The sequence below is a fragment of the Kosakonia oryzae genome (genome assembly GCF_001658025.2).
Lineage (GTDB): Bacteria > Pseudomonadota > Gammaproteobacteria > Enterobacterales > Enterobacteriaceae > Kosakonia > Kosakonia oryzae.
Window position 1 is genome coordinate 766,919 of sequence record NZ_CP014007.2, and the last position, 21,388, is coordinate 788,306.

Genomic DNA, 21,388 nt, shown 5'->3' on the forward strand with positions numbered 1-21,388 from the left:
AAAACTTTCTACTTACTAAGTGATGTCCACCCAAAGGAGGAAAGTATGAGTAATTCCTATGATATTCAACGAAACCTGGATTTGCAGCTGGCGCGCGTGCACCACTCGGTTGCTGAATTTGCGCAAGGGACACTCTCACTGGAAGGCGGGCCAGGGGTAGGCGATGTCATGGCCTTTAAACAGGAACTGCTGCAAGAGTCAGCCGCGAATTACACCGCCAGCCAGCTTGGTTCCCTTAAACACAATCTGAGTAAAGCGATTATCGACTCGATTAATTAATACATAAAACGGCTCGTTTTGGAGCCGTTCTCATGCTGCGCATTATCTATATTCGGGATGCATTAATAATGCTGAGAACATGTTTTATCAGGGGCGAAGACAGGGAGAGTGACGCCTTGCGTGCGTTTGCTCGTTTGTTACGTGTCATCCTGTTTTTACTGGCGAGCGCGTCGGGTATTTACGCCAATAGCGTCCTGGCGCAGGTGCCTGCCGAATGGCAAAACGGCGCTTACGCTTATGCGGCGCAGGAGACATCCTTGCGTACGGTTTTGCAGGATTTCGCCAGCAGTCACGGCGTGAATTTGCATATGGGCGAAATTCCGGACAGCACCGTTAATGGGCGGCTGCGTGCCGACAGTGCCGCCGCGTTTCTTGATCGTTTGGCGCTGGAGTATCGATTCCAGTGGTTTGTCTACAACGACACGCTCTATATCAGCCCGCAATCGTCGCAGGTCTCTAAGCGCATTCATATCGCGGCCGATGCCGCGCCCGACCTGAAACAGGCGCTGGAAGGTATTGGTTTGCTGGAGCCGAAATTCGGCTGGGGCGAACTGCCGGATGATGGCGTCGTTCTGGTCACCGGACCGCCGGAATATGTCTCCCTGGTGAACGATTTCAGCGTGCAGGATAAGGATAACAAAGAGAATAAGGAGATGATGGTCTTCCCGCTGCGCTATGCCTCAGTGGCCGATCGTCAGATTAAATACCGCGACAAAACGCTACTTGTGCCGGGCGTGGCCAGCATCATTAATGAATTACTTGGCAAGAAAAACCCCCGGACGGCATCGGGCGTGCGCGCGGGTGATGATGCCGATCACAAAGCCACGACTGACGCGTTTGAAGAACAATCGGACAGCATTTTATCCCGACTAGTGCAAAGCCAGGACACGCGTATTAACGATGACAACGATCCCCTCGTTCCGGGCATGAACCCGATGATTTCGGCGGACGTGCGTAACAACGCGCTGTTAGTGCGCGACGATCCTAAACGTCGTGAACAATATCGGGCGCTGGTGTCGCAAATAGACATCCCGCAAAAGCTGGTGGAGATCGACGCGCTAATCGTGGATGTTGACCGTAACGCACTTTCGACACTCTCTGCCAACCCTGGCGGCACCTTCGGCAATGTGACTGTCGGTTCCTCAATGTTGCAAGGCAGTAGCACGCTTTTTGTCACGGATTACCGCCGTTTCTTTGCGCAGATTCAGGCGCTGGAAGGGGAGGGAAATGCCTCAATTGTCGCCAATCCATCGGTGCTGACGCTGGAAAACCAGCCCGCCGTGATCGATCTCAGTGACACCGCTTTCATTACCGCTACCGGTGAACGCGTCGTGAATATCGAACCTATCACTGCCGGGACCAGTTTGCAGGTGGTGCCGCGTGCAATTGGCAGCGGCAGTAAAGGGACGGTTCAACTGGTGGTGGACATCGAGGATGGCAAAGTGGACCGGGGCGACGAGGGCGAGGCGACCGGCGCACAGCGCGCTACCGTCAGTACTCAGGCGCTGGTGCAACAGAGCGGTTCGCTGGTCATGGGGGGCTTCCACTCACGTGAAACCGGCAATGTCAGCCGCCGCATCCCGATTCTGGGCAGCATCCCCTATATTGGCGCGTTATTTTCCTATACCCGGCATGAAACCTCGCAACGTGAACGGCTATTCATTATTACGCCGCATCTGGTGGGGGATCAGGTCGATCCGACCCGCTATATCGGTGATGAATCACGCAACCAACTGAGCGACGCGATGAGTGAAGTCCAGCGTCGGCAGAAGTACGTCTCCATGAAAGGCGACGTTGAAAATGCGATGCGCGATCTGGCGGAAGATAAAGTACCGCTCGGTTTTAGCGCAGGCGGCGAAGGGATCAGTTTGGCGGGGTTATGCGACAACCTGAACGGTATCGAGTACGACGTCTCGCGCAGTCAGTGGTACAGCAACCGCACCATACAGATAACGGTCGGCGTGATAAGAAACATCACCCTGAAACCCCTGCGTTTTGATGAGGCGGTGTGCCGCGACGATGAGGTGCTGGCCGTTGCGGTATGGCCGGGCGCTTTACTGCAACCGGGAGCGTCGGCGGAAGTTTACGTCGCCTGGCAGACGCGCGACGTTGCTCGCGGTTCCCGCCAATCACTGTTGTCCCCCATTGCAGAACGTAAGGAGCCACGATGAGGCTGCGTTTATTCATGCTGGCGCTGCTGAGCGCGCTGCTGTCCCACTGCTCCTCTTATCACGGCAATGGCTGCGGTTCAGCCCAGTGCCGTCCTTTGTCGGCGAGTCACCAACTGGTTATCTGGTGGCCGACGGATATGCGTAATGGTACACAGGATTATTCCCTGGTCCCTGTTCGCTGAAACTCAATCAACCTGATATATGAGGTCAAACTATGAGCCACTTAATTAGCGGGATGCTGGGGATGCCGGGAAAAATGTCAGCGGCATTAAACCTCACGCCGCAGGGAGCAGCGGCTAATATTTTGAAAAACATGGGGGAATCGATGATTGGCAATATCTCTTCGTCATTAACCCACCGGTTGTTCTCTGGCTGGCCCAATCAGCAGCAGGGGGGAGGGCACGCCATGCGGGATCAACTCATGGATCAGGTGCTCAGGTTCATGGGCATTATGCCGCATAACAACCCCTTTACGATGAGTTCGGACCAGCACGAAATGCATGCCTTCAACCAGGGGATGGCTAAGGGAATCATGGAAGGCATCAGCGGGCTGCCGCTACAGAATATGCTGTCACTGCATCATAGCCGCGATTTTAACCAACTCGGCAATATCATCGGTTTTCAACTGGCCAATAAAGCGGGACTGAGCGCGCTGATGGATATGAGTGCCAGTTCGATAAAAGGTGCTGATGGGGCGCTTTCCGGCGGTGGAAAAGTCGATGGCGCTTCGCCGCAGATCAGAGCTGAACTGGGTAAATTTATGGATCAGCATCCGGAGATTTTCGGCAACCCCACCAGCCCGAATGGCGCGCAAAACCCAAAAAGCTGGGAAGATGCGCTTAAAGACGGCAAGCCATTAAGCGACGCTTCACTGAAACAGTTCCAGATCGCGAAAAATGATCTACAGATGGTGATGACTGGCGGCACGATTTCCGCATCTCAGGGCTCTGCCCCTAACATCTCCGCGCTGGTCAATGCGGATGCGCAGTTGTATGTCAGCAACATAAAACAGGATGCCTTAACATTACTCTCCTGAAACCCGTGAGCGGGGCACACACAACGGGCCGGGAAATCACACCCGGCCCGTTTTTGTTGGTCGCGTTTTACTCTTCGTCGAATTCGATCAACTCGCCGCGAAGATGGTCTTCAAGGCTACGCAGCAAACGGTAAATTTGCGCGACGGCTTTCAGCGTTTCACGCGGGATATAACTCCCCTCATCGGTCGTACGAAATAGCGTGCGCGTCAGCCAGATATAACGCACCGTAGGAATATTGGCCTGGTGCGCCTGGGTAATCAGCTCCTGAGCCTCTTTGTCTTCTGCTTTGAACAGGAGTATCGGCAGTGGCGTTTCATCCGGCCGATAGTACAGCCCCACCGCGAAATGGGTGGGGTTTACCAGCAAAACATCCGCCTTTTCCAGTTGTTTGGGCGTCACTTTTTTGGGCGGTGAATTCGCCAGTTGTCGCGCTAACTGGCGCCGGTGTCCTTTGGTGTGGGGATCGCCTTCGTTTTGCTTGTATTCATTCTTGATATCTTCATGGCTCATGCGGTTCTGCTTGAGGAAAAAATACTTTTGCACCGCGAAATCGGCGATGGCGAACACCAGCAACACGCCAATAATGGTATGGGAGAGCGTTTTTAACATCGCGGCGGCACCGTGCCAGAAACCGATCAGCGAGCCGTCCGACATGGCGGCAAGTTGCGGCAATCGCGGTTTGATGAGCAGCCAGAACACCACGCTGATGACGATGGCTTTTAACAGGCTGGTCAGGATCTGCATAAACTGGCGCGCGGAGAACATCTCCTTCAGTTTGCTGAGTGGGTTAAGGGCAGAAAACTTCGGAGCCAGCGCTTCGGTGGCGAACAGGGGGCCAAACTGGAGCCAGCCGCCGAGAACGCGCAGCAGAATAACCACGCCAACGGTAAGCAGAAAGAACACCATAATTGTCAGCACTGCGGTGCCGGCAATTTCTCCCATCGCCTGTACAAAAGGCCGATCCAGCCGCCGGAGCGGTAGCGACATTAACGCTTCCAGCTTGAGCATACTGTCGTTCATCAATGCAAAAACGGTTTCCATCACACCGAGCATCACCAGCAGTTTGGGAATATCCTGGCTCTGGCTAACCTGGCCTTTCTTACGTGCGTCCTGTAGTTTTTGCGACGTGGCTTTTTCGGTTTTCTCTCCCATCACTATTTCCTTTTAGGCGGCAGAATGTGCGAAAGATGCGGGATAAGATCGTGCAGCGACAGCAACTGGTGCCTGGCGAGATATTCAAGCGTTGGAAGGTAAATAATAAAAAACAGTATCCCGGCCAGACATTTCACCGGGACGGTGAGAACCGTAGCCTGTAGCTGCGGGCTGTAAATACTGAGAATACCAATACAAAAATCCAGCAACATTAGCAGCAACACCAGCGGCCCGGCATACAACACCATATCGACGAACATACCGGAGATGCGCTTAAGGAGTTCGGCGAAACCCATCTGGCTGAATGCCGGAAGCCAGGCATCGATCGGCCACAAGTTGTAGCTGTCCCAAATAACCTGCGTCACCAGACGCATGCCGAAACTCAGAATGAGCAGCATGGTAAACCACTGCCGGAGCATGTCGCCGAGGGGCGTGGCGTCTGGCCCCAACGTCGGATTGAGCTGCCCGCCAGCCAGCGCGCCGCGTTGGTTGTCGAAGAGTGCGCCTACCGATGTAAATAACCAGAAGGGCAGCGCCAGCAACACCCCAAGAACGAAGCCGAGAATGATCTCTTTCAGCGCCAGCCCAACCATCGCCCAGGCATTGAACGATAAGGCAGATATCTGCGGCACGATCGTGGGGGTAATAAAAAGCGCCAGAGAGACCACGATCGCCGTGCGTACCATGCCTTTTAGCGTTGAGAAAGCAAAAATCGGCGCAATCAGTACGCAAGGGAAAATACGCGCCATACCCAGCCCCAGCGCCAGCATGGCGGTGAACAGCGAGTCGATCATCGGGGCCAGCATTATAACGACCCTGCGGCGGACATCAGGGTAAACGCCGATTGCGTCAGATCGATAAGCTGTACGCCGATCCAGCGCCCTGATAGCGCCAGCGTCGCGCCCACCGCCACCAGCTTAATGGCGAAGGGTAGCGTCTGATCCTGAAGTTGCATCACCGTCTGCACCAGTGAAACGATGACCCCGACGATCACCGCAACCGCCAGCGGCGGTGCCGAGAGCATGACCACCATGAGCATTGCCTGCTTAAACAGATAAATAATATCCATGCCCGCCTCACTGGTAGCTATAAAAGAGGCCATCCAGTAATCGCGTCCAGCCGCTGACCATCACAAACAGCAGGATTTTCAGCGGCAGGGAGATAGTCATCGGGGAGACCATCTGCATTCCCAGTGCCAGCAGGACGTTGGACACGATCAGATCCACGACCACAAACGGGATGAAAATCAGGAACGCGATCTTAAAGCCGTTTTGCAACTCAGAGAGGACAAAGGCAGGAATTAACAGCAGCAGGTTGTCGCGGTTTTGTATCGCGTCGTCTGCCATCTTTTTAGGCCACATACGTTGGCTGTTTTCCATCAGATGCGTCTCCACATCAGGATCGGTGTTGCGGCTCATAAACGAGGTTAGCGGCTGTATGCCATACATCAGGCTATCTTCCAGCTTTTCTGCGGTGCTGGTGTCGATGGCGTGTTCTTTGAAGCGTTCCTGCATGCCGTTAAAAACGGGGGCCATCACAAACAGCGTTGCTGCCAGCGCAATGCCGTATAACGCCATATTCGGCGGTACCTGCTGTACGCCCAGCGCGTTGCGCGTCAGCATCAGGACCATTGAGATCTTCAGAAAGCTGGTGGTGATCATCAATGCCAACGGCAACAACGAGAGCGCACCGAGTAAAATGGCCAGTGCCAACGGATTGAATGAACTAATATTTTCGGTCATAACGTGCCGTCTGCCGCTTGCGGCCGGTTGCAGAGAACGTGGGTGATTTGCAGCCCCAGGCTACCGTTAACATTCACCAGTTCGCCTTTTGCCAGCGGGAAATTGCCGTGGCACAACAGGGCTTCTCCCGGCGAGGCATGTTCAACAAGTACCGTTGAACCTGCGTCCAGTTGCTGGAGTTCGCCGAGTGTCAGTTTCAGCGTGCCGCAACGGAGGGTGAGCTCAAGCGGCAGTTCGTCAAAACTGGCGTCGTGTGCTGGCATTTTCTCCGCAGAAACATTTACATTTTGTTTTTCTTCATCAGCTCCCGCTGCGCTAACGCCCCGATCGTCTTCCGGTAACAACGGCTCCTGAGAGTGAGACATGGTTAACTCCTTTTTCAATGTAATGAGAAACCGATCGGGTTCGCCTGACGTAAAAGTGGCTGTCAGTTGCCCCTGAAATTGTTGCCGGGCGACCGTCACGTAGCCCTGGCCTTGCGGCGTAAAAAAAAGGCGCCCAGCCATCAGCAGATCGCCGCAACGCAGCGCCGCAAGCTGGCGTACAGAGAGGGTTAGCGTAGCGATGATCAGCGGCAGACTTAGCGGTATGCCCTGATGCAGCGTATTCCATCGACGTTGCCAGCCGGGGCGATTGGCCAGTTGCTGCAATGTCTGTGGCGTGACACGCAAATTACTCCAGGCGTGCTCTTCGCCAAGATAGGCATACAGCCGTAGCGTTAAGCCAGGAGGCGTTTTTGCCTCGGTGAGTACTCTCGTTAACGGGCCAAACAAGTCGACAATTTGCGGGCTGAGCTGCTGACTGAAAAAAGGCCAGTACCAGTTGTCATTACTGTCATCTTCCCCCATCAGCGCCGGGCAGTTAGCCAGAAGCGTCAGCAGCGGCGAGGGATTGCTGAAGAACAGCAGACCGACGTCGCTGTGAAAGCCACGCGCCAGTTCGCCCTCTTCGTCTCTTTCAGGCGCGGGCAGCAGATACAGCTCGCCTTGCCTCTCCCCGAGGGTAAACGGATAACGCCAGCCGCTGCCAAGCCAGAGGCGGGCGCGGGCTTCGTCCCAGGTTTGCGGTGGTAAATCGATTTTCATGACAACGTATCCTGATGTTGAAAACGCAGACGTATCCGTTTCCCCGTGCGGCGCGCCAGCGCCTCGCGACAGCTCAGTTCGCTGCCGCGCACGCGGTCATACAACGAAGGCGAAAAGCCGAGCGCAATATCCATTCCGCCATCACTCAGTAAGCCGACATGGGCTTGTACCTCGCCCAACAGCGGCAGCAGTAGGCTGAAGCGGGCCGGAAACGCTGCTTGCGCCGCCAGATTCTGGCTAAGGGCAGGTTCAATTTGTTGCCATAGCACGGTGGCTTGCGCGCTTTCCGGGGGCGCAATTTCCTGCGCTGGCTGGCGTAACGCAGCAGGATCTATAGGCAACCACGGTGTGGCCGGAGCCAACGGTGCATCTTCTGCGTTGAGCCACTGGCTGAACGCCTCTTTGTCGCGCCCCAGCGGTGCGTTATCCGCAACCACTGAAGGGGTTTTCATCGCTGTCCGCGTGGCGTTGTGAACCGTAGCCCTTTGTGGCTGCGGGCGGGCAGGCGATTTCTGGCGCGGGACATTCCTGGCGGGGGGCGGGGATACGCTGTTTTGTTCCGCGTCGTGCCAGTCCGCAAGACGGCGCAAATGGCGATCCGAAGGTTTGTTGATCATGGCTTCGTCACCCCGTGGATGTTCAGCAGATATTCGATTTTCTCGACGTCCCGCTGGTTGCGTTGCACTTCGCGCTGCGCGTCATCCGTCAGCAATTGTTGCTTCTGCATGTCCTGTTGCAGCAGGGTGACTTGCTGTTGTTGGCACAGCAGGTCGGTTCGCTGCCGTTGCTCAATATTTATCGCGTCGTATAACTGGCTCTGCGGCTCGTTTTTCCCCTGATGCGCTTTGGCAAAAGCGTCCACTGTTTGCTGATAGCGCTGCTGGCTCTGCTGCAACTGTTGTGTACCGTGATGGTAGGTCTGTTGGCTTTGCTGTAGCTGCTGTTTCTGCTTACGTTGCAGGCGTTCGCTGCGGTTCAGGCGCTGCTTACGGATCGGCAACAGCACGCTAAGAACGCGCTGTAATTCCTGCTCGCGAGGATCGATTTCGGCTGGCGTTTCAGTATCAATGTGACGGCGCATGGTGAGCGACTTCCTGTAATTGTTGACGGGTGAGAGCAAAATCGCTGGGAGCATGGTTGGCCTGGCGCAAGAAGGCGTTAATTTCATCCTGCATCTGGACTGCGGCATCGATGGTGGCATCGTTTCCTGGCTGGTATTCCCCCAGGCGTATCAGCATTTCCACTTGCTGATACGCCGACATTAACTGGCGGATACGCGACGCATCACTGACGTGCTCTTTTTCCACCACGTTGCCCATGGTGCGGCTCAGGCTGGCGAGCACATCAATGGCCGGATAGTGGCCGCGTTCGGCGAGACGACGCGCCAGAACGATATGCCCGTCGATCAGCGATCGCACTTCGTCCGCCACCGGATCGTTCATCGAGTCCTGTTCTATCAGCACTGAATAGAGCGCAGTAATTGCGCCGCGCGACGTTTTCCCGGCCCGTTCCAGTAAACCCGGCAGCAAGGTGTAAACAGAGGGGGGCAAACCGCCCCGTCCCGGCGGTTCACCCAGCGCAAGGCCGATTTCACGCTGGGCGCGTGCAAAGCGAGTTAACGAGTCGATAATGAGCAGCACATTTTTGCCGCGATCGCGAAACGCTTCGGCGATAGCCGTGGCGGTAAAGGCCGCGCGGGCGCGCTCCATACTGCTGCGATCGGAGGTCGAACAGACCAATACGGTGCGGGCCCGTAACTCCGCGTCCAGTTCGTTTTCCAGAAACTCGCGCAGCTCGCGTCCGCGTTCGCCAATCATTCCAAAGACGATGGCGTCGCAAGGCGTGTTACGCGCGATTTCCGCCAGCAGTGTGGTTTTACCGCAGCCAGCTCCGGCGAAGATGCCAACCCGCTGACCGACACCGATGGTCAATATGCCGTCAATGGCGCGAATACCGGTGGGCAATACGGTATCAATGGGGGGACGCTCTGTTGGCGAGGGCGCATCGGCCAGAACGCGGGTAGTGTTGTCACTCTCACTGGCGAGCGCGAAGGCGGAGAGGCTCTTTTCATCGATCGCACGGCCAAAACCATCAAGCACGCTGCCAGCGAGTTGCTCTGACACCACAATACTGTGTGGCTGAAACAGCGGCGTGACGCGTGCGTCCTGGGCGATGCCATCAAGAGGGCCGAGCGCGGAAAGTAAGGTATGGCTGGGGTTAAAACCGACCACTTCCGCCATGATTTCCGTATCTTGCGAGCGGCTAATGCGACACAGATCGCCAATCCGCGCCTGCGGGAAACGGCTTTCCAGCAAAATACCGTTAATACCCGTGATCTTGCCCTGTGCTGAAACCGCCGACACCTGAGTCAGCGCAGTTAGCCGTTCCTGGAACCAGTTTTCCAGTGCCGTCATATTCATCACCATTTCACCGTAATGTTTTCACGGCCCGCGAATTTCACATGATCATTGGTAATTTCGGTCAGGCGCCATCCGTCGCGTTCGTCTCCGATAAACAAGCGCTGACCGCCTTCCGTGACGATATTGGCGCGCAGGCCGGATGTGATCTGGATAATGCGAAACGGCAGGGTAATGTTTTTCAGTCGGGTATCGTCATTCAGCGCGACGCCAAGCTGATATTCATCGCGGATCGCTTTTACCATGCGGCGAACGACCGACAGTTGCTCCTGCGATAGCTCGCTACTCAGGGTGATGCCCTTGTTGCTGGAAATGAGTTGTACTTGTGGCCACAGCTCGCGTTCACGTAATTTTTGCACCAGCACCTGGTGCAATGCGGCGTTGTCTTTCAGCAACGGCCGGACGTTCAGGGATTCGTTAGCGTTTTCTTGCGCCATGCCGGGTTGCAGAATCCAACTGGTGATAGTGACGGTCAGCAGAAGCAGCAGCGCCATGGTGGCAATTTGTGCCCAGCGCGGCAGGAGAGACGCGAAACTCACCGGTACCGCAATGGTGGCTGGCGGCGTGCTGTCTTGCGCGGCAACTGCGCTGATGGGGCTGCCTGGCGGAGCCTTTTTCCACGGCGTGGCCGCGTCGTCAAGGCTGAGCCAGATCCCATTCAGCGTAAAAATATCGCCCGGCTGGAGCAGCAGCGGAACATCACTCTTTTCCCCCTGATGGTTGCCAACGCTGCCCGCACAGGGGGTGAGTTTCCAACCCTCAGTCGTCAATACAAGCTGGCAGTGAAGAGGTTCAATGCCGTTATCCGTTAGCTGAAGTTCCCGTTCCGCAGCGTTTCCAATTGACCACGATTTGCCGCTCAGTGGCAGTGCTGCGCCTTCCTGTAACCCATTCAGAACTCGTAGCTCAAACATGATAGGCCCCTTATGCGTCGAAGGAATCAGGCGTATCGCTGAGCTCAATGCGTCCCATCACGCTGACCTGGAGGTTGAATTGCAACTCGGCGAAGGAGAGTACCGGAACATGGTGAAATTCATTCTGAATCAACAAGCGCAGCGGGCTTCGCAAATCCTGGGCCGTTAGCAGTACGCCATTAAACGCACTAAATGGAGGGAAGATATCGCGCAACTGCTCCCGCAAATTTGTGTAATGCTGTTGATCGAGGGCGAAGAAGGTCTCGTTTTGCGTCTGGCGCAGGCTATCGCGAAGTAACTCTTCGGTTTCCGGCGTCAGTAGCCAGACCTGCATGCTGTTATTCTGTGCGTACTGGTGACAGATATGTTCTTTGATATCGATACGAATCTGATCAACCAGCATATCGATGTCGCGCCCGTTCTGGCCGTGCCCGAGCAGCGATTCGGAGATCGTTCTCACCGAGCGCAACGAGATGCGCTCGGAAACCAGGCGTTGCAGGACGGCGCTGAACAAGGGGAGTGGAAACATGCGCTGGAACTCTTGCGCCAGTTCGGGTTGTTCCATCTCTATCCACGTCATGATAGCCCGGGTTTCCTGCAGGCCAATAAAGCGCGGTCCGCTGGCAAACAGCGCTTCTTCCATCCGCGCCAACAGCATCTGATGCGCGTCCCAGGAGACCACATCTTCACGCTGCAGTATCGGATGCGTTTCCTCTAGCCATAGCCACTGGTTTTCATTTCTCAGCGCATCGCCTGGCTGCGCATCGGCGTTATCGCCCAGTTCCTGCAGCCACTTTTTGTCGATCATCCGTCGCCCGTTGATGAGCGTACCAATCACTTTGGGGACTTCATAAATGCAGAAACGAAACTCATCCTCCGCCTGTTGCGGGCTGTATTCGATATTGAATACCGGCAGAGTAAAGCCGAACTGATTAACAATGCGGTTGCGCAGACGGCGAATATCCTCGACTAGCGCGGTTACTGCCGGATCGTCGACGCGGGAAGCGGGAAAGATAAGCAAATAGAGACGGCTGGGATTAAAGGTGCGCAGATCTTCTTCACCGTTGATTTCCGGCGCGATCTGCTGGACGGAATGTTGTTGTACTTGTATGCGCGCGCGCCAGATTTGAAACAAGCCGGAGCCCAGGGTAATGGCTCCCAGAACGAAAAAGATAAGCGTGGGCATACCCGGCAACAGACTAAAGCAGAACATACCGCAGCCTGCCATAATCCACGCTTTCGGCTGGCTGGTAAGTTGTTGGGTGATTTCGCGGCCGATATTGTTATCAATCACCTCTTCATCGCCGGAAACACGGGTAATCAGCATCCCGGCGGTCAGAGAGATCAATAATGCCGGAATTTGATCGATGAGACCGTCGCCGATGGTCAGAATAGAATAGATATGCATGGCGTCGCTGGCATCCATTCCTGATTGCAAAACGCCAATGCAAAAGCCGCCGATCAGGTTGATAAACAGGATCACCAGGCAGGAGATAGCATCACCTTTCACGAACTTCATTGCGCCATCCATGGCGCCAAACAACTGGCTCTCTTTCGCTAAATCTTCACGTTTGCTTTTGGCCTGTTGCACGGTAATTAAGCCAGCGCGCAGGTCGCTGTCGATAGACATCTGTTTGCCGGGCATGGCATCGAGGGTGAAACGAGCGGCCACTTCCGCCACGCGCTCCGACCCTTTGGTTATCACCAGAAAATTCACCACGGTGAGGATAAAAAACACCACTAACCCTACCGCCAGGTTGCCCCCCACCACAAAGTTGCCAAAAGCCTCAACGATATGTCCGGCATTTTGCTGCAACAAAATCTGGCGCGTCGTGGATATCGACAAACCCATGCGAAACATCGTGGTTAACAGCAGCACGGAAGGAAATGTTGAGAATGCCAGCGGTTTTGGCAGATACATTGCCAGCATAATCAGTAGGCACGAGGCGCTAATGTTGATAGCGATTAACGTATCGATCAGCGGTAATGGCAACGGGATGATCAGCATAAAAACCACCGCCAGCGCGATAGTGGCACCGACAATTTCCGAACGCTGCATGGCGCTGATAGCGATCCTGTTCAGGACGATAAACAACATGTTCATTGGGATTCATTCACTCTCGCAGCTGCGCGTGGGCGAGCCTTCTCTTCCCAGGCGCGATATTCACTGGTGAGTGTGCGCACCATTTTTACTGCCCGTTGTTGATCGGCTGGATCGTTTTTCCACAGCGTGGAGGGGAGCTTTACCACCAACATCAGGAATTGGTTGTAAAAAAAGGATTGATGGAGCGGGTTCGGGCCAACAATCTGTGGGCCTAATTGCGTTAACTGGTGAGACTGAAAACCGTTATGGCACATACCTATCAGAGAACGGATAAGCGAATCCGTGGGCGTGGTGACGTCAGCGAATTTCCCTTTCAGATGGTCAAGAAAATCCTTAACCATCACCAGCGTGGTACTGATAGCACCGGCGTCATTCAGCGCAGTGGCAATATGGTGTAAGGCTCTGCGTGACGAAGAGGGGGCGAGAGCGGCGATATCGTCCGCCAGTGCGCGTTTCATGGTGTGTAATGCCAGTTCAAAGCGGCTGCTACCGAACTTTTCCAGCAATACATCAAACAGGGTTTCCACGGACTGCTGGCCGATGACTGCGCTGTAGTAAAGCTGGCGCATGGCCAGTTTATGTTCCGGATGCGTAGTAAATGCCGCGATTGCCTCTGCCGTATTGATACCTGCGCCAATCTCTTGTTCAAACGTCTGCTCCAGCGTTTTTAATGCCGTGCTGATTGCATCCATTTTCTCCTGTTGCCCCAGGCGCTGTGCAGTGCTCAAAGCGGCACGCAGCAGCGTATCTGCCAGCACAGGATCGCCCTCTGTCACCGCAACCCATTGCCCGGCGTCAGGAGCGTTATCGCTGGATAAAAGTTGTTCAATTTTCTGTTGGCGCTGTTGCCGGGCTGTAGGATCAGGGCTCTCCAGCAGTTGATAAAGATCGGTGAGGTGCTCGATTTTCGTTAGAGCAATGCGACGACGAATCTGATTGCGGCTCTGGACTCGTTGTTCATCGCGCTTGTGTTGCATTTCATTTTTTTCAGCCAGCAACGTGGCGATATCTCCCGGCGTACTGGCGACGCGGGTTTGCCGCGTTCTCACGCTGGAGTCGCGGGACTGGCTCTTTTCGTCCGGGCTTAGCACATCCAGCAGGCTCTCTTGCTGCCTCAGTTCCTGCGGCTGTCTGTGGAAATAGTGCTGTGGGATTTTCATATTCATTGCACTTACGCCTCGGCTTGTATGCTTATTGATGTGTAATGGCGTTTCTTTCCCGGTTCCCTGTACGGGGGAATATTTACATTGTGTTTTTTCTTAATATGAGTTGTGCAAGAAATGGCGTAAAAATAAGCGCCAAAGTGTGCTTGTTTATTCTCATTAATATTTTATGGGTATTTGTTTTTCTTAATAAAAATAACGCGTTGGCTCATTTTTTGGCGTGGCATGTCTTTTGCTATAAAAGGTTTGCTTGCTAATAATGAGGATGCAATTATGTCAGCACTTTTTTGTTTTGAAATTGAAGCATCAGAGAGAAATTTAAACCCTGTCTATTGGGAGATTCTGATGCGTGAAAATGAGAAGCGGCTTTATAATTTTATTCACAAGCGGGTCGCGAATACGTTTGATGTGGAAGATTTAGTACAGTCAACATGGCTGGAAGTGCTATGCAATTGCCATAGATTCAGAGGGTTATCAAAACCTGAAACCTGGATGTTTGGTATTGCCCTTAATTTGGTGAAAAATCACTATAAGTCACTCAAAGTAAGTTATTTACATGATGAACTGAACGACAATGTGTTAACGCAAAGCGATCTTCCTGATGATATTACGGAATATAAAGATACGTTACAAAAGGTATTAGGACATATTTCCCGGATGCCGCCGGATTATCAGCAGATCCTTCAGTTGATTGTCGATCACGATATTAGTTATCAGGAAGTCGCAGACGAATTAATGATTCCTGTCGGCACTGTACGATCCCGGCTTTCCCGACTGCGCCAGACGCTAAGAAATGAAGTCGACTGGAAGTCGGAGGAGTAATGTCGTGTCGTTAACCATCCAGGGAAGGGAGGTAAATAAATTTTTGACACAGACTTGTATTTCGGGAAGACGTAGTTACACCCTTTATTTGTTAAATATCAGGAATACGCTATGAAAATTTCCGCTGACTTTACCGCTGCACAACTCTCCGATCATTCGAATAGTTATTTTCAGAATACTCAAACGAATCAATCACCCCCCTGCACGGCAGCAGACGCGTATCCTGAGGTTCCTGAAAAGGACGACCCGATAAAGAATGCGGTATACAAAAACGGAGATAAATTACCCTTTGGCTATGATTTTGTTGTTTTTTTATCGGGTGACGGCCATCAAAACAAGGTCGTGGGGCAATTTAATCCTGAAAACCCGGCTGAATTCCATGTTAAAGATCCGCATAGCGGAGCGCATATTGCCACACTAAAGAAAACCACACTGGCGGAAAGCCGAATAATTAATGGCAAGGAGGAGTTCTTTAGCGGGAAACCGGTCTGGATGCTGGCACCCTATACGGGGTTGAGAGGAGGAGCAGGGTTATCAACGCCTGAAGATATCGATAATTATATGAGTAACGATGATGAAATTCAGTCGATGATGCTCTCCCCGCGAGAGAAGTGTTTTGACTGCGCACAAAGAGTAGAAAAAATGCTGAACTATCAAAACATTCCGCACTTTACCAGAGCGATGTATATCTGGTTTAACAAAAACGATACGGTTCCTAAAACACACTATGTGGTCGTTGCTTGCCCTGAGGAGGGGGTCAAAATTGCCATTGATCCGACCGGCGGACAATTTGATAACGTTTTTCCTTCTACCGAGTACCTTAATACCTGGGCAAGTGAATTCAGATCGGGGTTCAATAATAACGCGATCATTAAATACAAAGATTTTGCCAACGCCAGAACATCCACAACAGAAGTCAATTCTTTCTTCCACGGTAATGCGGATGCTTTTGCGGGAAATGTTTTACGTTAGGCTTTGTGATAACAGCTTAAAAGCGGGTTTCAGCTTGCTGTTGTAAGCATCCCGCTTAAGCAACTCATTCATTTCCGGAAAGATAAAATCCGCAATGGATGATTATCTCGCGCGTGCGCTGAGGCCGCGAGAGAGTGTTTTAGCCGTAGAGCAAAGTCACACACCTGTGCGGAAACCACCGTGATTACCAGCGACCATGTCATAAAAATGATTTTCATCACATGGTCCTGATCTAAAAGCTGTTACCTCATTCCACCGAGAGTGAAACCGCCATCCACCCTAATTTCCTGCCCAGTAACATAACTGGCATCATCAGAAAGTAACCATGCCACTGTTCCTGAGATATCTTCAGGAACACCATTGCGTTGTAATAATGAACGTGAAGCCAGCGCGTTAACGGTTTCCTCGGGTAGTGCTGATGCTGCCATCGGGGTGAGAATGACGCCGGGGCTGACCGCATTGACTCTGATATCCCGGGGGCCGCATTCCACGGCCAGGGTACGCATTATTGCAAGCAATGCGGCTTTCGTTGCTGCATAAATCCCGGCGCCGGGCATCACGCTTCCGGTGGTCCAGGAAGCATTGATCAGAATTGCGCCTCTCCTTATCAGGGGCAGACAATGGCGGATTGTCAGAAATGTTCCTTTGAGATTGGTTTCCAGAGGCTCACTGAAGTCCGCGATATCTGCTGCAGCCAGCGGTTTAAAAGCCCCGAGATACCCTGCATTTGCAAACAGGGCATCAACCTGCCCGACAATAGAAGCAACAGCGGTAAAGGTTTTTTTCACCTGGCTTTCGCTTTTGATATCACAGGGAAAAACATAAGAAAGGCCACCTGCTCGTTTTATTTCATCACCTACTTCTTCGAGCATCTCTGCTTGCCGGCCAAGGAGCATAACCTTTGCGCCTTCTGATGCCAGCCTTATTGCTGCTGCCCGTCCCATCCCGCTACCGGCACCGGTAACCACAACGGTTTTGTCCACGAAACGCAATCTGTTCATAAATTCTCCGGATGTCATTAAGTCCAACCGGGATAGTAATAAAATAGTTTTTTAAGGATAATCGCCCTATATATTTAATGACTTTAAAGTAAAGGTATCGAATGGATCTTTTCCGGGCGATGACGGTTTTTGCTGAAGTGGCCAGATCCGGATCAATGAGTGCAGCCTCAAGAAAGCTGCTCATTACCCCGGCGATGGTGGGCCAGTATGTAGCGGCACTGGAGGAGCGGCTGGGAATGCGGCTGCTGAACCGGACCACGCGGAAGCAAAAGCTGACCGATTTTGGCCTCAGTTATCTGGAACAGTGCCATGACATTCTGGAAAGGGTGGCGGCCTGCGAAACACAGGCTGAAGGATTGCAGCACTCCTTTGGTGGGAAACTGCGGCTAACAGCCCCCATATCTTTTGGTACCGAATGCCTCATACCCGCGCTGCAGCGTTACAGGAAAATGGCACCGGATGTTGAGATTGACATTACGCTGACCGATCGGGTTATCGATTTGGTTGATGAAGGGATCGATGTTGCTTTCAGGATTGGCGAACTGAATGACAGCAGTATGATTGGCAGACCATTAATGCCATACCGGATGGCAGTCTGTGCATCACCAGAATATCTGCAAGCATATGGCACACCTGCACATCCTTCTGACCTTTTCGAACATCAGTTACTTTCTCTCTCGACGTCGTCCCGTTCGCCATGGAAGCTGAGCAGAGGTGAGGAAAAAATTGAAATCCCGGTACACAGTAAACTGACGATTAACAATGGACAGGCGCTGAGGGTAGCAGCCCGATCAGGGCTTGGGATTGTTATGCAGCCAGAAATACTTCTGTCGGAGGACATAATGTCAGGGAGGCTGGTACGCCTGTTTCAGGAATGGCATATACGAGAAAGGCAGGTATGGTTGTTATATCTCCGGGATAAAAGAATGACACCCAAGATTCGCGCCTTTATCAATTTCTCACTTGAGGCGTTTTCTGCCGGTAAAGTTCAGGCAGATCCACACAATCAGCACTTAACGCCATAAGCAGGCTTACCGTAGGCAGAAAAGCAAAAACCCGCCTTTTGGGCGGGTTCTCTGAAGAAGTGGTGCCCGGACTCGGAATCGAACCAAGGACACGGGGATTTTCAATCCCCTGCTCTACCGACTGAGCTATCCGGGCAACGGGGCGCATTAAACCTGATTCCCCACCCTCCGTCAACGAAATTTCTTTAATTCGCAGCGGACTGCACAATCTATCACCACTTTGTTGATACTGTACGCTGACTCAGGCAAAAAATGCCGTCCACAGCGCGGATATGGGCATCGCAATCACCAGCGCAGGCAGCATATTCGCCACTGCAAACATCTTGATGCCGCAAATACGTAGCCCGGTCGCCAGCAGTAAAACACCACCCACGGCGGTGAAATCGCCCATCATCGCAGGTGTGGTCAGCGGCAGGATCAGCGTCGCGCAGGTGGCGAGCGTCAATTGAATAATTAGCATCGGCACGGAAATCACCGCGACGGCAAAACCCAGTGAAGTGGCGAAGATCACCGCCGTAAAGAAGTCGAGAAACGCTTTGGCGATCAAAATGCTCGGATCGCCAGTCATCCCTTCACGCATGGCGCCAAAGATCCCGGTGCCGCTGGCGCAGAACAGAATAATAATAGCCACCAGGCTCTGAATAAAAGATTCATGCGCGCTGCTGGCTTCACCCTCTTTGCGTTTTTGCACCAGATTGCGCAGCGCGTTGACACCGCCGCTGATCCCGCGTTCCACGTAGCAAAGCTCGCCAATAAGCGTACCCACCAGCGTCGCCAGCACCATCACTGGCAGGTTCACACACTTAATGACCAGCAGGATGCCGATACCTAACGAGGCCAGGCCAAAAATCGACGGCATTGAATTACGCACCCGCTCCGGTAGCCGGTGGCTGAGCAAGGCGCCAATTGTTCCGCCGATCAATACGGCGGCGGCATTGATAAAAGGACCTGTTAACACCCCATCACTCCTGTGTTTCATATAACTGAATAATATGCCGCGCAGAATAGCATTTTTATGCGCGGTTGAGGCTGCGTTGGTTGCGCCAGTGGGGGAAAGGTGCCATGATTGCGCGAATTTTCTTCCACCTTACGGGGCCGCCTGATGACGCACCATTCAGCCGTTAGCCAGAGAGATTGCGCGCCTGCGCAAATGGGCGCCCGTCTCATTTTATCGCCTACTTCACTCACCATGCGGTGAGGGTAACGCACGCTCACTGTAGGACAACAGTAAGATCAGAGACGTTCTGCTTTTACTGATGTCTGGCGGTTGGAGCTGGCTCCAGTCAGACACGTTCGTTGGGCGAAGCTGCAGCTTCGTCCGGGGTCCTTTACTCCCCTGAAACGGGTATTCGTGCTTATGAAATCGATGAAAATTGCCGTCAGCTGCGAGCTGGTATCCCTGCTTTCCACCCACCGCGAAGTGGTGACGCTGGAGAGTACCGACTTTACGGATGTGGCGGCAGTCGTCATAACAGTGGCGGAGAGTCGTAGCGGTATTCTGGCGCTGCTCAAACGAACAGGTTTTAACGTGCCGGTATTCTTGTTCTCCAGTGAGCCGGTCGATATGCCGGAAGGCATTACGGCGGTTATCGCTGGCAAAGATCAGGAGTGGCTGGAGCTGGAAGCCGCCGCCGTCGATTATGAAGACAATTTACTGCCGCCGTTTTTCGATACGCTGCGTCAGTATGTCGAGATGGACAACAGCACCTTTGCCTGTCCGGGCCATCAGCACGGTGAATTTTTCAAAAAGCATCCGGCAGGGCGTCAGTTCTATGAGTTTTTCGGCGAGAACGTTTTTCGCGCCGACATGTGTAACGCCGACGTCAAACTGGGCGATCTGTTGATCCATGAAGGATCGGCGAAGCATGCGCAGAAATTCGCGGCGAAAGTGTTCAACGCTGACAAAACCTATTTCGTCCTCAACGGCACATCCGCAGCCAATAAGGTGGTGACCAACGCGCTGCTGACCCGCGGCGATCTGGTGCTGTTCGATCGCAATAACCATAAATCCAATCATCACGGCGCGCTGATCCAGGCCGGAGCCACGCCGGTTTATCTGGAAGCGGCACGCAACCCGTTTGGTTTTATCGGCGGCATCGACGATCACTGTTTCGATGAGAAATACCTGCGCGATCTGATCCGCGATGTCGCACCGCATAAGGCCGATCATCCACGTCCGTTTCGCCTGGCGGTGATCCAGCTTGGCACTTACGACGGCACTATCTACAACGCCCGTCAGGTGATCGACAAGATTGGCAGCCTGTGTGATTACATTCTGTTTGACTCGGCATGGGTCGGTTACGAGCAATTTATTCCGATGATGGCGGACTGCTCGCCGCTGCTGCTGGACCTGAACGAAAACGATCCGGGTATTTTTGTCACTCAGTCGGTGCACAAACAGCAGGCTGGTTTCTCGCAAACCTCGCAGATCCACAAGAAGGATAACCATCTGCGCGGCCAGGCGCGATTCTGCCCGCATAAGCGGCTGAACAACGCTTTTATGCTGCATGCTTCAACCAGCCCGTTCTATCCGTTGTTCGCCGCGCTGGATGTGAATGCCAAAATCCATCAGGGCGAGAGCGGACGCCGTCTATGGGCAGAGTGTGTGGCGCTGGGGATCGAAGCGCGCAAGGCGATCATTGCCAACTGCAAAATGATCAAACCTTTTGTGCCGCCAGAGATCGCCGGTCGTCCGTGGCAGGATCATCCCACCGAGGTGATTGCCCGCGAACGCCGCTTCTTCAGCTTTGAGCCGGGTGACAAATGGCACGGTTTTGAGGGCTATGCGCGCGAACAGTATTTTGTCGATCCCTGCAAGCTGCTGCTGACTACGCCAGGCATCGATGCGGAAACCGGGGAATACGCCGATTTTGGGATCCCGGCGACCATTCTGGCGCACTTCCTGCGTGAGAACGGCATCGTACCGGAGAAGTGCGATCTCAACTCGATCCTGTTTCTGCTGACGCCAGCCGAGAGCGCAGAGAAGATGGCGCAGCTGGTGGCGATGCTCGGCCAGTTTGAACAACATATTGAGGATGACACGCCGCTCGCCGATGTGCTGCCGACCATTTTTAACAAATACCCGGTGCGCTACCGCGATTACACCCTGCGTGAGCTGTGCCAGGAGATGCACGATCTGTATGTCAGCTTTGATGTGAAGGATCTGCAAAAAGCGATGTTCCGCAAAGAGAGCTTGCCAGCGGTGGTGATGAATCCTCAGGACGCCAACAGTGAGTTTATTCGCGGCAACGTTGAACTGGTGCGTATCAGCGAAGCAGAAGGGCGCATCGCCGCCGAAGGCGCGCTGCCTTACCCGCCGGGCGTGCTGTGCGTGGTGCCGGGTGAAGTGTGGGGCGGGGCCGTCCAGCGCTACTTCCTGGTGCTGGAAGAAGGCGTCAATCTGCTACCGGGCTTTTCACCGGAGTTGCAGGGCGTCTATTCCGAAACCGATGCCGACGGGATCAAACGCCTGTACGGCTATGTGCTGAAGTAACCTCGCTCCCT

The 21,388-nt window shown here is 53.5% G+C and carries 21 protein-coding genes and 1 tRNA gene; 8 read left to right on the plus strand and 14 right to left on the minus strand.

The features are described from left to right. Positions 1 to 45 precede the first annotated feature (45 nt). The 4 genes from AWR26_RS03755 to AWR26_RS03770 all read left to right on the plus strand — a co-directional run bounded on the left by AWR26_RS03755 (position 46) and on the right by AWR26_RS03770 (position 3,486). Positions 46 to 279 carry a type III secretion protein HrpF gene (locus AWR26_RS03755; RefSeq protein ID WP_064563694.1) on the plus strand — a complete coding sequence of 78 codons (234 nt, stop codon included), beginning with the start codon at positions 46 to 48 and terminating at the stop codon, positions 277 to 279. 116 nt (positions 280 to 395) lie between these two features. Beyond that, positions 396 to 2,450, plus strand: coding sequence for a type III secretion system outer membrane ring subunit SctC (sctC, locus tag AWR26_RS03760; RefSeq protein ID WP_244256225.1), 2,055 nt, complete (start codon positions 396 to 398; stop codon positions 2,448 to 2,450). Beyond that, the gene (gene hrpT / locus AWR26_RS03765) at positions 2,447 to 2,632 is read left to right on the plus strand and encodes an HrpT family type III secretion system protein (protein ID WP_064563696.1); all 186 of its coding nucleotides are present in this window, start codon (positions 2,447 to 2,449) and stop codon (positions 2,630 to 2,632) included. The genes sctC and hrpT overlap by 4 nt, the downstream gene beginning before the upstream one ends. A gap of 32 nt (positions 2,633 to 2,664) precedes the next feature. Beyond that, positions 2,665 to 3,486 carry a hypothetical protein gene (locus tag AWR26_RS03770; RefSeq protein ID WP_064563698.1) on the plus strand — a complete coding sequence of 274 codons (822 nt, stop codon included), beginning with the start codon at positions 2,665 to 2,667 and terminating at the stop codon, positions 3,484 to 3,486. Between the two features lie 67 nt (positions 3,487 to 3,553). Here the strand turns inward: AWR26_RS03770 and sctU are convergent, their stop codons facing one another. The 11 genes from sctU to sctW are packed head-to-tail and all read right to left on the minus strand — an operon-like array spanning position 3,554 to position 14,067. Beyond that, positions 3,554 to 4,639, minus strand: a complete 1,086-nt coding sequence (gene sctU, locus AWR26_RS03775) for a type III secretion system export apparatus subunit SctU (protein WP_064563700.1) — start codon at positions 4,637 to 4,639, stop codon at positions 3,554 to 3,556. Between the two features lie 2 nt (positions 4,640 to 4,641). After that, entirely contained in the window at positions 4,642 to 5,445 is an 804-nt protein-coding gene (gene sctT / locus AWR26_RS03780) for a type III secretion system export apparatus subunit SctT (RefSeq protein ID WP_064563702.1), read from the minus strand. Further along, positions 5,445 to 5,708, minus strand: a complete 264-nt coding sequence (gene sctS / locus AWR26_RS03785) for a type III secretion system export apparatus subunit SctS (protein WP_064563704.1) — start codon at positions 5,706 to 5,708, stop codon at positions 5,445 to 5,447. Before sctS ends, sctT begins: the two co-directional genes overlap by 1 nt. A gap of 7 nt (positions 5,709 to 5,715) precedes the next feature. Continuing rightward, on the minus strand, positions 5,716 to 6,381 hold the full coding sequence (gene sctR / locus AWR26_RS03790) for a type III secretion system export apparatus subunit SctR (RefSeq protein ID WP_064563706.1): 666 nt from the start codon (positions 6,379 to 6,381) through the stop codon (positions 5,716 to 5,718). Continuing rightward, positions 6,378 to 7,466 (minus strand): FliM/FliN family flagellar motor switch protein, encoded by a 1,089-nt coding sequence (locus AWR26_RS03795; protein ID WP_064563708.1) that lies wholly within the window; start codon positions 7,464 to 7,466, stop codon positions 6,378 to 6,380. The genes sctR and AWR26_RS03795 overlap by 4 nt, the downstream gene beginning before the upstream one ends. Beyond that, positions 7,463 to 8,083 carry a type III secretion system HrpP C-terminal domain-containing protein gene (locus AWR26_RS03800; protein WP_064563710.1) on the minus strand — a complete coding sequence of 207 codons (621 nt, stop codon included), beginning with the start codon at positions 8,081 to 8,083 and terminating at the stop codon, positions 7,463 to 7,465. Before AWR26_RS03800 ends, AWR26_RS03795 begins: the two co-directional genes overlap by 4 nt. Beyond that, on the minus strand, positions 8,080 to 8,547 hold the full coding sequence (locus tag AWR26_RS03805; protein ID WP_064563712.1) for a hypothetical protein: 468 nt from the start codon (positions 8,545 to 8,547) through the stop codon (positions 8,080 to 8,082). Before AWR26_RS03805 ends, AWR26_RS03800 begins: the two co-directional genes overlap by 4 nt. Next, positions 8,531 to 9,886 carry a type III secretion system ATPase SctN gene (gene sctN, locus AWR26_RS03810; RefSeq protein WP_139227929.1) on the minus strand — a complete coding sequence of 452 codons (1,356 nt, stop codon included), beginning with the start codon at positions 9,884 to 9,886 and terminating at the stop codon, positions 8,531 to 8,533. The genes AWR26_RS03805 and sctN overlap by 17 nt, the downstream gene beginning before the upstream one ends. Next, positions 9,886 to 10,797, minus strand: coding sequence for an FHA domain-containing protein (locus tag AWR26_RS03815; RefSeq protein ID WP_064563716.1), 912 nt, complete (start codon positions 10,795 to 10,797; stop codon positions 9,886 to 9,888). The genes sctN and AWR26_RS03815 overlap by 1 nt, the downstream gene beginning before the upstream one ends. 10 nt (positions 10,798 to 10,807) lie before the next feature. Further along, positions 10,808 to 12,901 (minus strand): type III secretion system export apparatus subunit SctV, encoded by a 2,094-nt coding sequence (gene sctV / locus AWR26_RS03820; protein WP_064563717.1) that lies wholly within the window; start codon positions 12,899 to 12,901, stop codon positions 10,808 to 10,810. After that, entirely contained in the window at positions 12,898 to 14,067 is a 1,170-nt protein-coding gene (gene sctW / locus AWR26_RS03825; protein ID WP_064563719.1) for a type III secretion system gatekeeper subunit SctW, read from the minus strand. The genes sctV and sctW overlap by 4 nt, the downstream gene beginning before the upstream one ends. A 270-nt stretch (positions 14,068 to 14,337) precedes the next feature. Here sctW and AWR26_RS03830 point away from each other — a divergent pair, with 270 nt between their 5' ends. Next, complete coding sequence (locus tag AWR26_RS03830) at positions 14,338 to 14,886, plus strand: RNA polymerase sigma factor (RefSeq protein WP_064563721.1); 549 nt, start codon at positions 14,338 to 14,340, stop codon at positions 14,884 to 14,886. Positions 14,887 to 14,997: 111 nt separating this feature from the next. Next, a complete protein-coding gene (locus AWR26_RS03835) occupies positions 14,998 to 15,858 on the plus strand; it encodes a hypothetical protein (RefSeq protein WP_064563723.1) in 861 nt (286 codons plus the stop codon). 242 nt (positions 15,859 to 16,100) lie between these two features. Here the strand turns inward: AWR26_RS03835 and AWR26_RS03840 are convergent, their stop codons facing one another. Continuing rightward, complete coding sequence (locus tag AWR26_RS03840; RefSeq protein WP_064563725.1) at positions 16,101 to 16,859, minus strand: SDR family NAD(P)-dependent oxidoreductase; 759 nt, start codon at positions 16,857 to 16,859, stop codon at positions 16,101 to 16,103. A gap of 101 nt (positions 16,860 to 16,960) precedes the next feature. Here AWR26_RS03840 and AWR26_RS03845 point away from each other — a divergent pair, with 101 nt between their 5' ends. Next, complete coding sequence (locus tag AWR26_RS03845) at positions 16,961 to 17,884, plus strand: LysR family transcriptional regulator (protein ID WP_064563726.1); 924 nt, start codon at positions 16,961 to 16,963, stop codon at positions 17,882 to 17,884. A 60-nt stretch (positions 17,885 to 17,944) separates the two neighbouring features. Here AWR26_RS03845 and AWR26_RS03850 read toward each other — a convergent pair. Together AWR26_RS03850 and AWR26_RS03855 are read right to left on the minus strand one after the other, a co-directional pair. Then, positions 17,945 to 18,020: transfer RNA gene (locus AWR26_RS03850), tRNA-Phe, on the minus strand. A gap of 105 nt (positions 18,021 to 18,125) precedes the next feature. Beyond that, a complete protein-coding gene (locus AWR26_RS03855; protein WP_064563729.1) occupies positions 18,126 to 18,842 on the minus strand; it encodes a DUF554 domain-containing protein in 717 nt (238 codons plus the stop codon). Positions 18,843 to 19,241: 399 nt separating this feature from the next. On the opposite strand from AWR26_RS03855, the gene AWR26_RS03860 reads away from it, so the two are divergent. Further along, positions 19,242 to 21,377, plus strand: coding sequence for an ornithine decarboxylase (locus tag AWR26_RS03860; protein ID WP_064563731.1), 2,136 nt, complete (start codon positions 19,242 to 19,244; stop codon positions 21,375 to 21,377). The last annotated feature ends 11 nt before the right edge of the window (positions 21,378 to 21,388 follow it).

Bases quoted from the DNA above. Each gene is read 5' to 3' on its own strand.
- AWR26_RS03755 (WP_064563694.1), top strand. From the start codon at position 46: ATGAGTAATTCCTATGATATTCAACGAAACCTGGATTTGCAGCTGGCG.
- hrpT (WP_064563696.1), top strand. From the start codon at position 2,447: ATGAGGCTGCGTTTATTCATGCTGGCGCTGCTGAGCGCGCTGCTGTCC.
- AWR26_RS03770 (WP_064563698.1), top strand. From the start codon at position 2,665: ATGAGCCACTTAATTAGCGGGATGCTGGGGATGCCGGGAAAAATGTCA.
- sctU (WP_064563700.1), bottom strand. From the start codon at position 4,639: ATGGGAGAGAAAACCGAAAAAGCCACGTCGCAAAAACTACAGGACGCA.
- sctT (WP_064563702.1), bottom strand. From the start codon at position 5,445: ATGCTGGCCCCGATGATCGACTCGCTGTTCACCGCCATGCTGGCGCTG.
- sctS (WP_064563704.1), bottom strand. From the start codon at position 5,708: ATGGATATTATTTATCTGTTTAAGCAGGCAATGCTCATGGTGGTCATG.
- sctR (WP_064563706.1), bottom strand. From the start codon at position 6,381: ATGACCGAAAATATTAGTTCATTCAATCCGTTGGCACTGGCCATTTTA.
- AWR26_RS03795 (WP_064563708.1), bottom strand. From the start codon at position 7,466: ATGAAAATCGATTTACCACCGCAAACCTGGGACGAAGCCCGCGCCCGC.
- AWR26_RS03800 (WP_064563710.1), bottom strand. From the start codon at position 8,083: ATGATCAACAAACCTTCGGATCGCCATTTGCGCCGTCTTGCGGACTGG.
- AWR26_RS03805 (WP_064563712.1), bottom strand. From the start codon at position 8,547: ATGCGCCGTCACATTGATACTGAAACGCCAGCCGAAATCGATCCTCGC.
- sctN (WP_139227929.1), bottom strand. From the start codon at position 9,886: ATGAATATGACGGCACTGGAAAACTGGTTCCAGGAACGGCTAACTGCG.
- AWR26_RS03815 (WP_064563716.1), bottom strand. From the start codon at position 10,797: ATGTTTGAGCTACGAGTTCTGAATGGGTTACAGGAAGGCGCAGCACTG.
- sctV (WP_064563717.1), bottom strand. From the start codon at position 12,901: ATGAACATGTTGTTTATCGTCCTGAACAGGATCGCTATCAGCGCCATG.
- sctW (WP_064563719.1), bottom strand. From the start codon at position 14,067: ATGAATATGAAAATCCCACAGCACTATTTCCACAGACAGCCGCAGGAA.
- AWR26_RS03830 (WP_064563721.1), top strand. From the start codon at position 14,338: ATGTCAGCACTTTTTTGTTTTGAAATTGAAGCATCAGAGAGAAATTTA.
- AWR26_RS03835 (WP_064563723.1), top strand. From the start codon at position 14,998: ATGAAAATTTCCGCTGACTTTACCGCTGCACAACTCTCCGATCATTCG.
- AWR26_RS03840 (WP_064563725.1), bottom strand. From the start codon at position 16,859: ATGAACAGATTGCGTTTCGTGGACAAAACCGTTGTGGTTACCGGTGCC.
- AWR26_RS03845 (WP_064563726.1), top strand. From the start codon at position 16,961: ATGGATCTTTTCCGGGCGATGACGGTTTTTGCTGAAGTGGCCAGATCC.
- AWR26_RS03860 (WP_064563731.1), top strand. From the start codon at position 19,242: ATGAAATCGATGAAAATTGCCGTCAGCTGCGAGCTGGTATCCCTGCTT.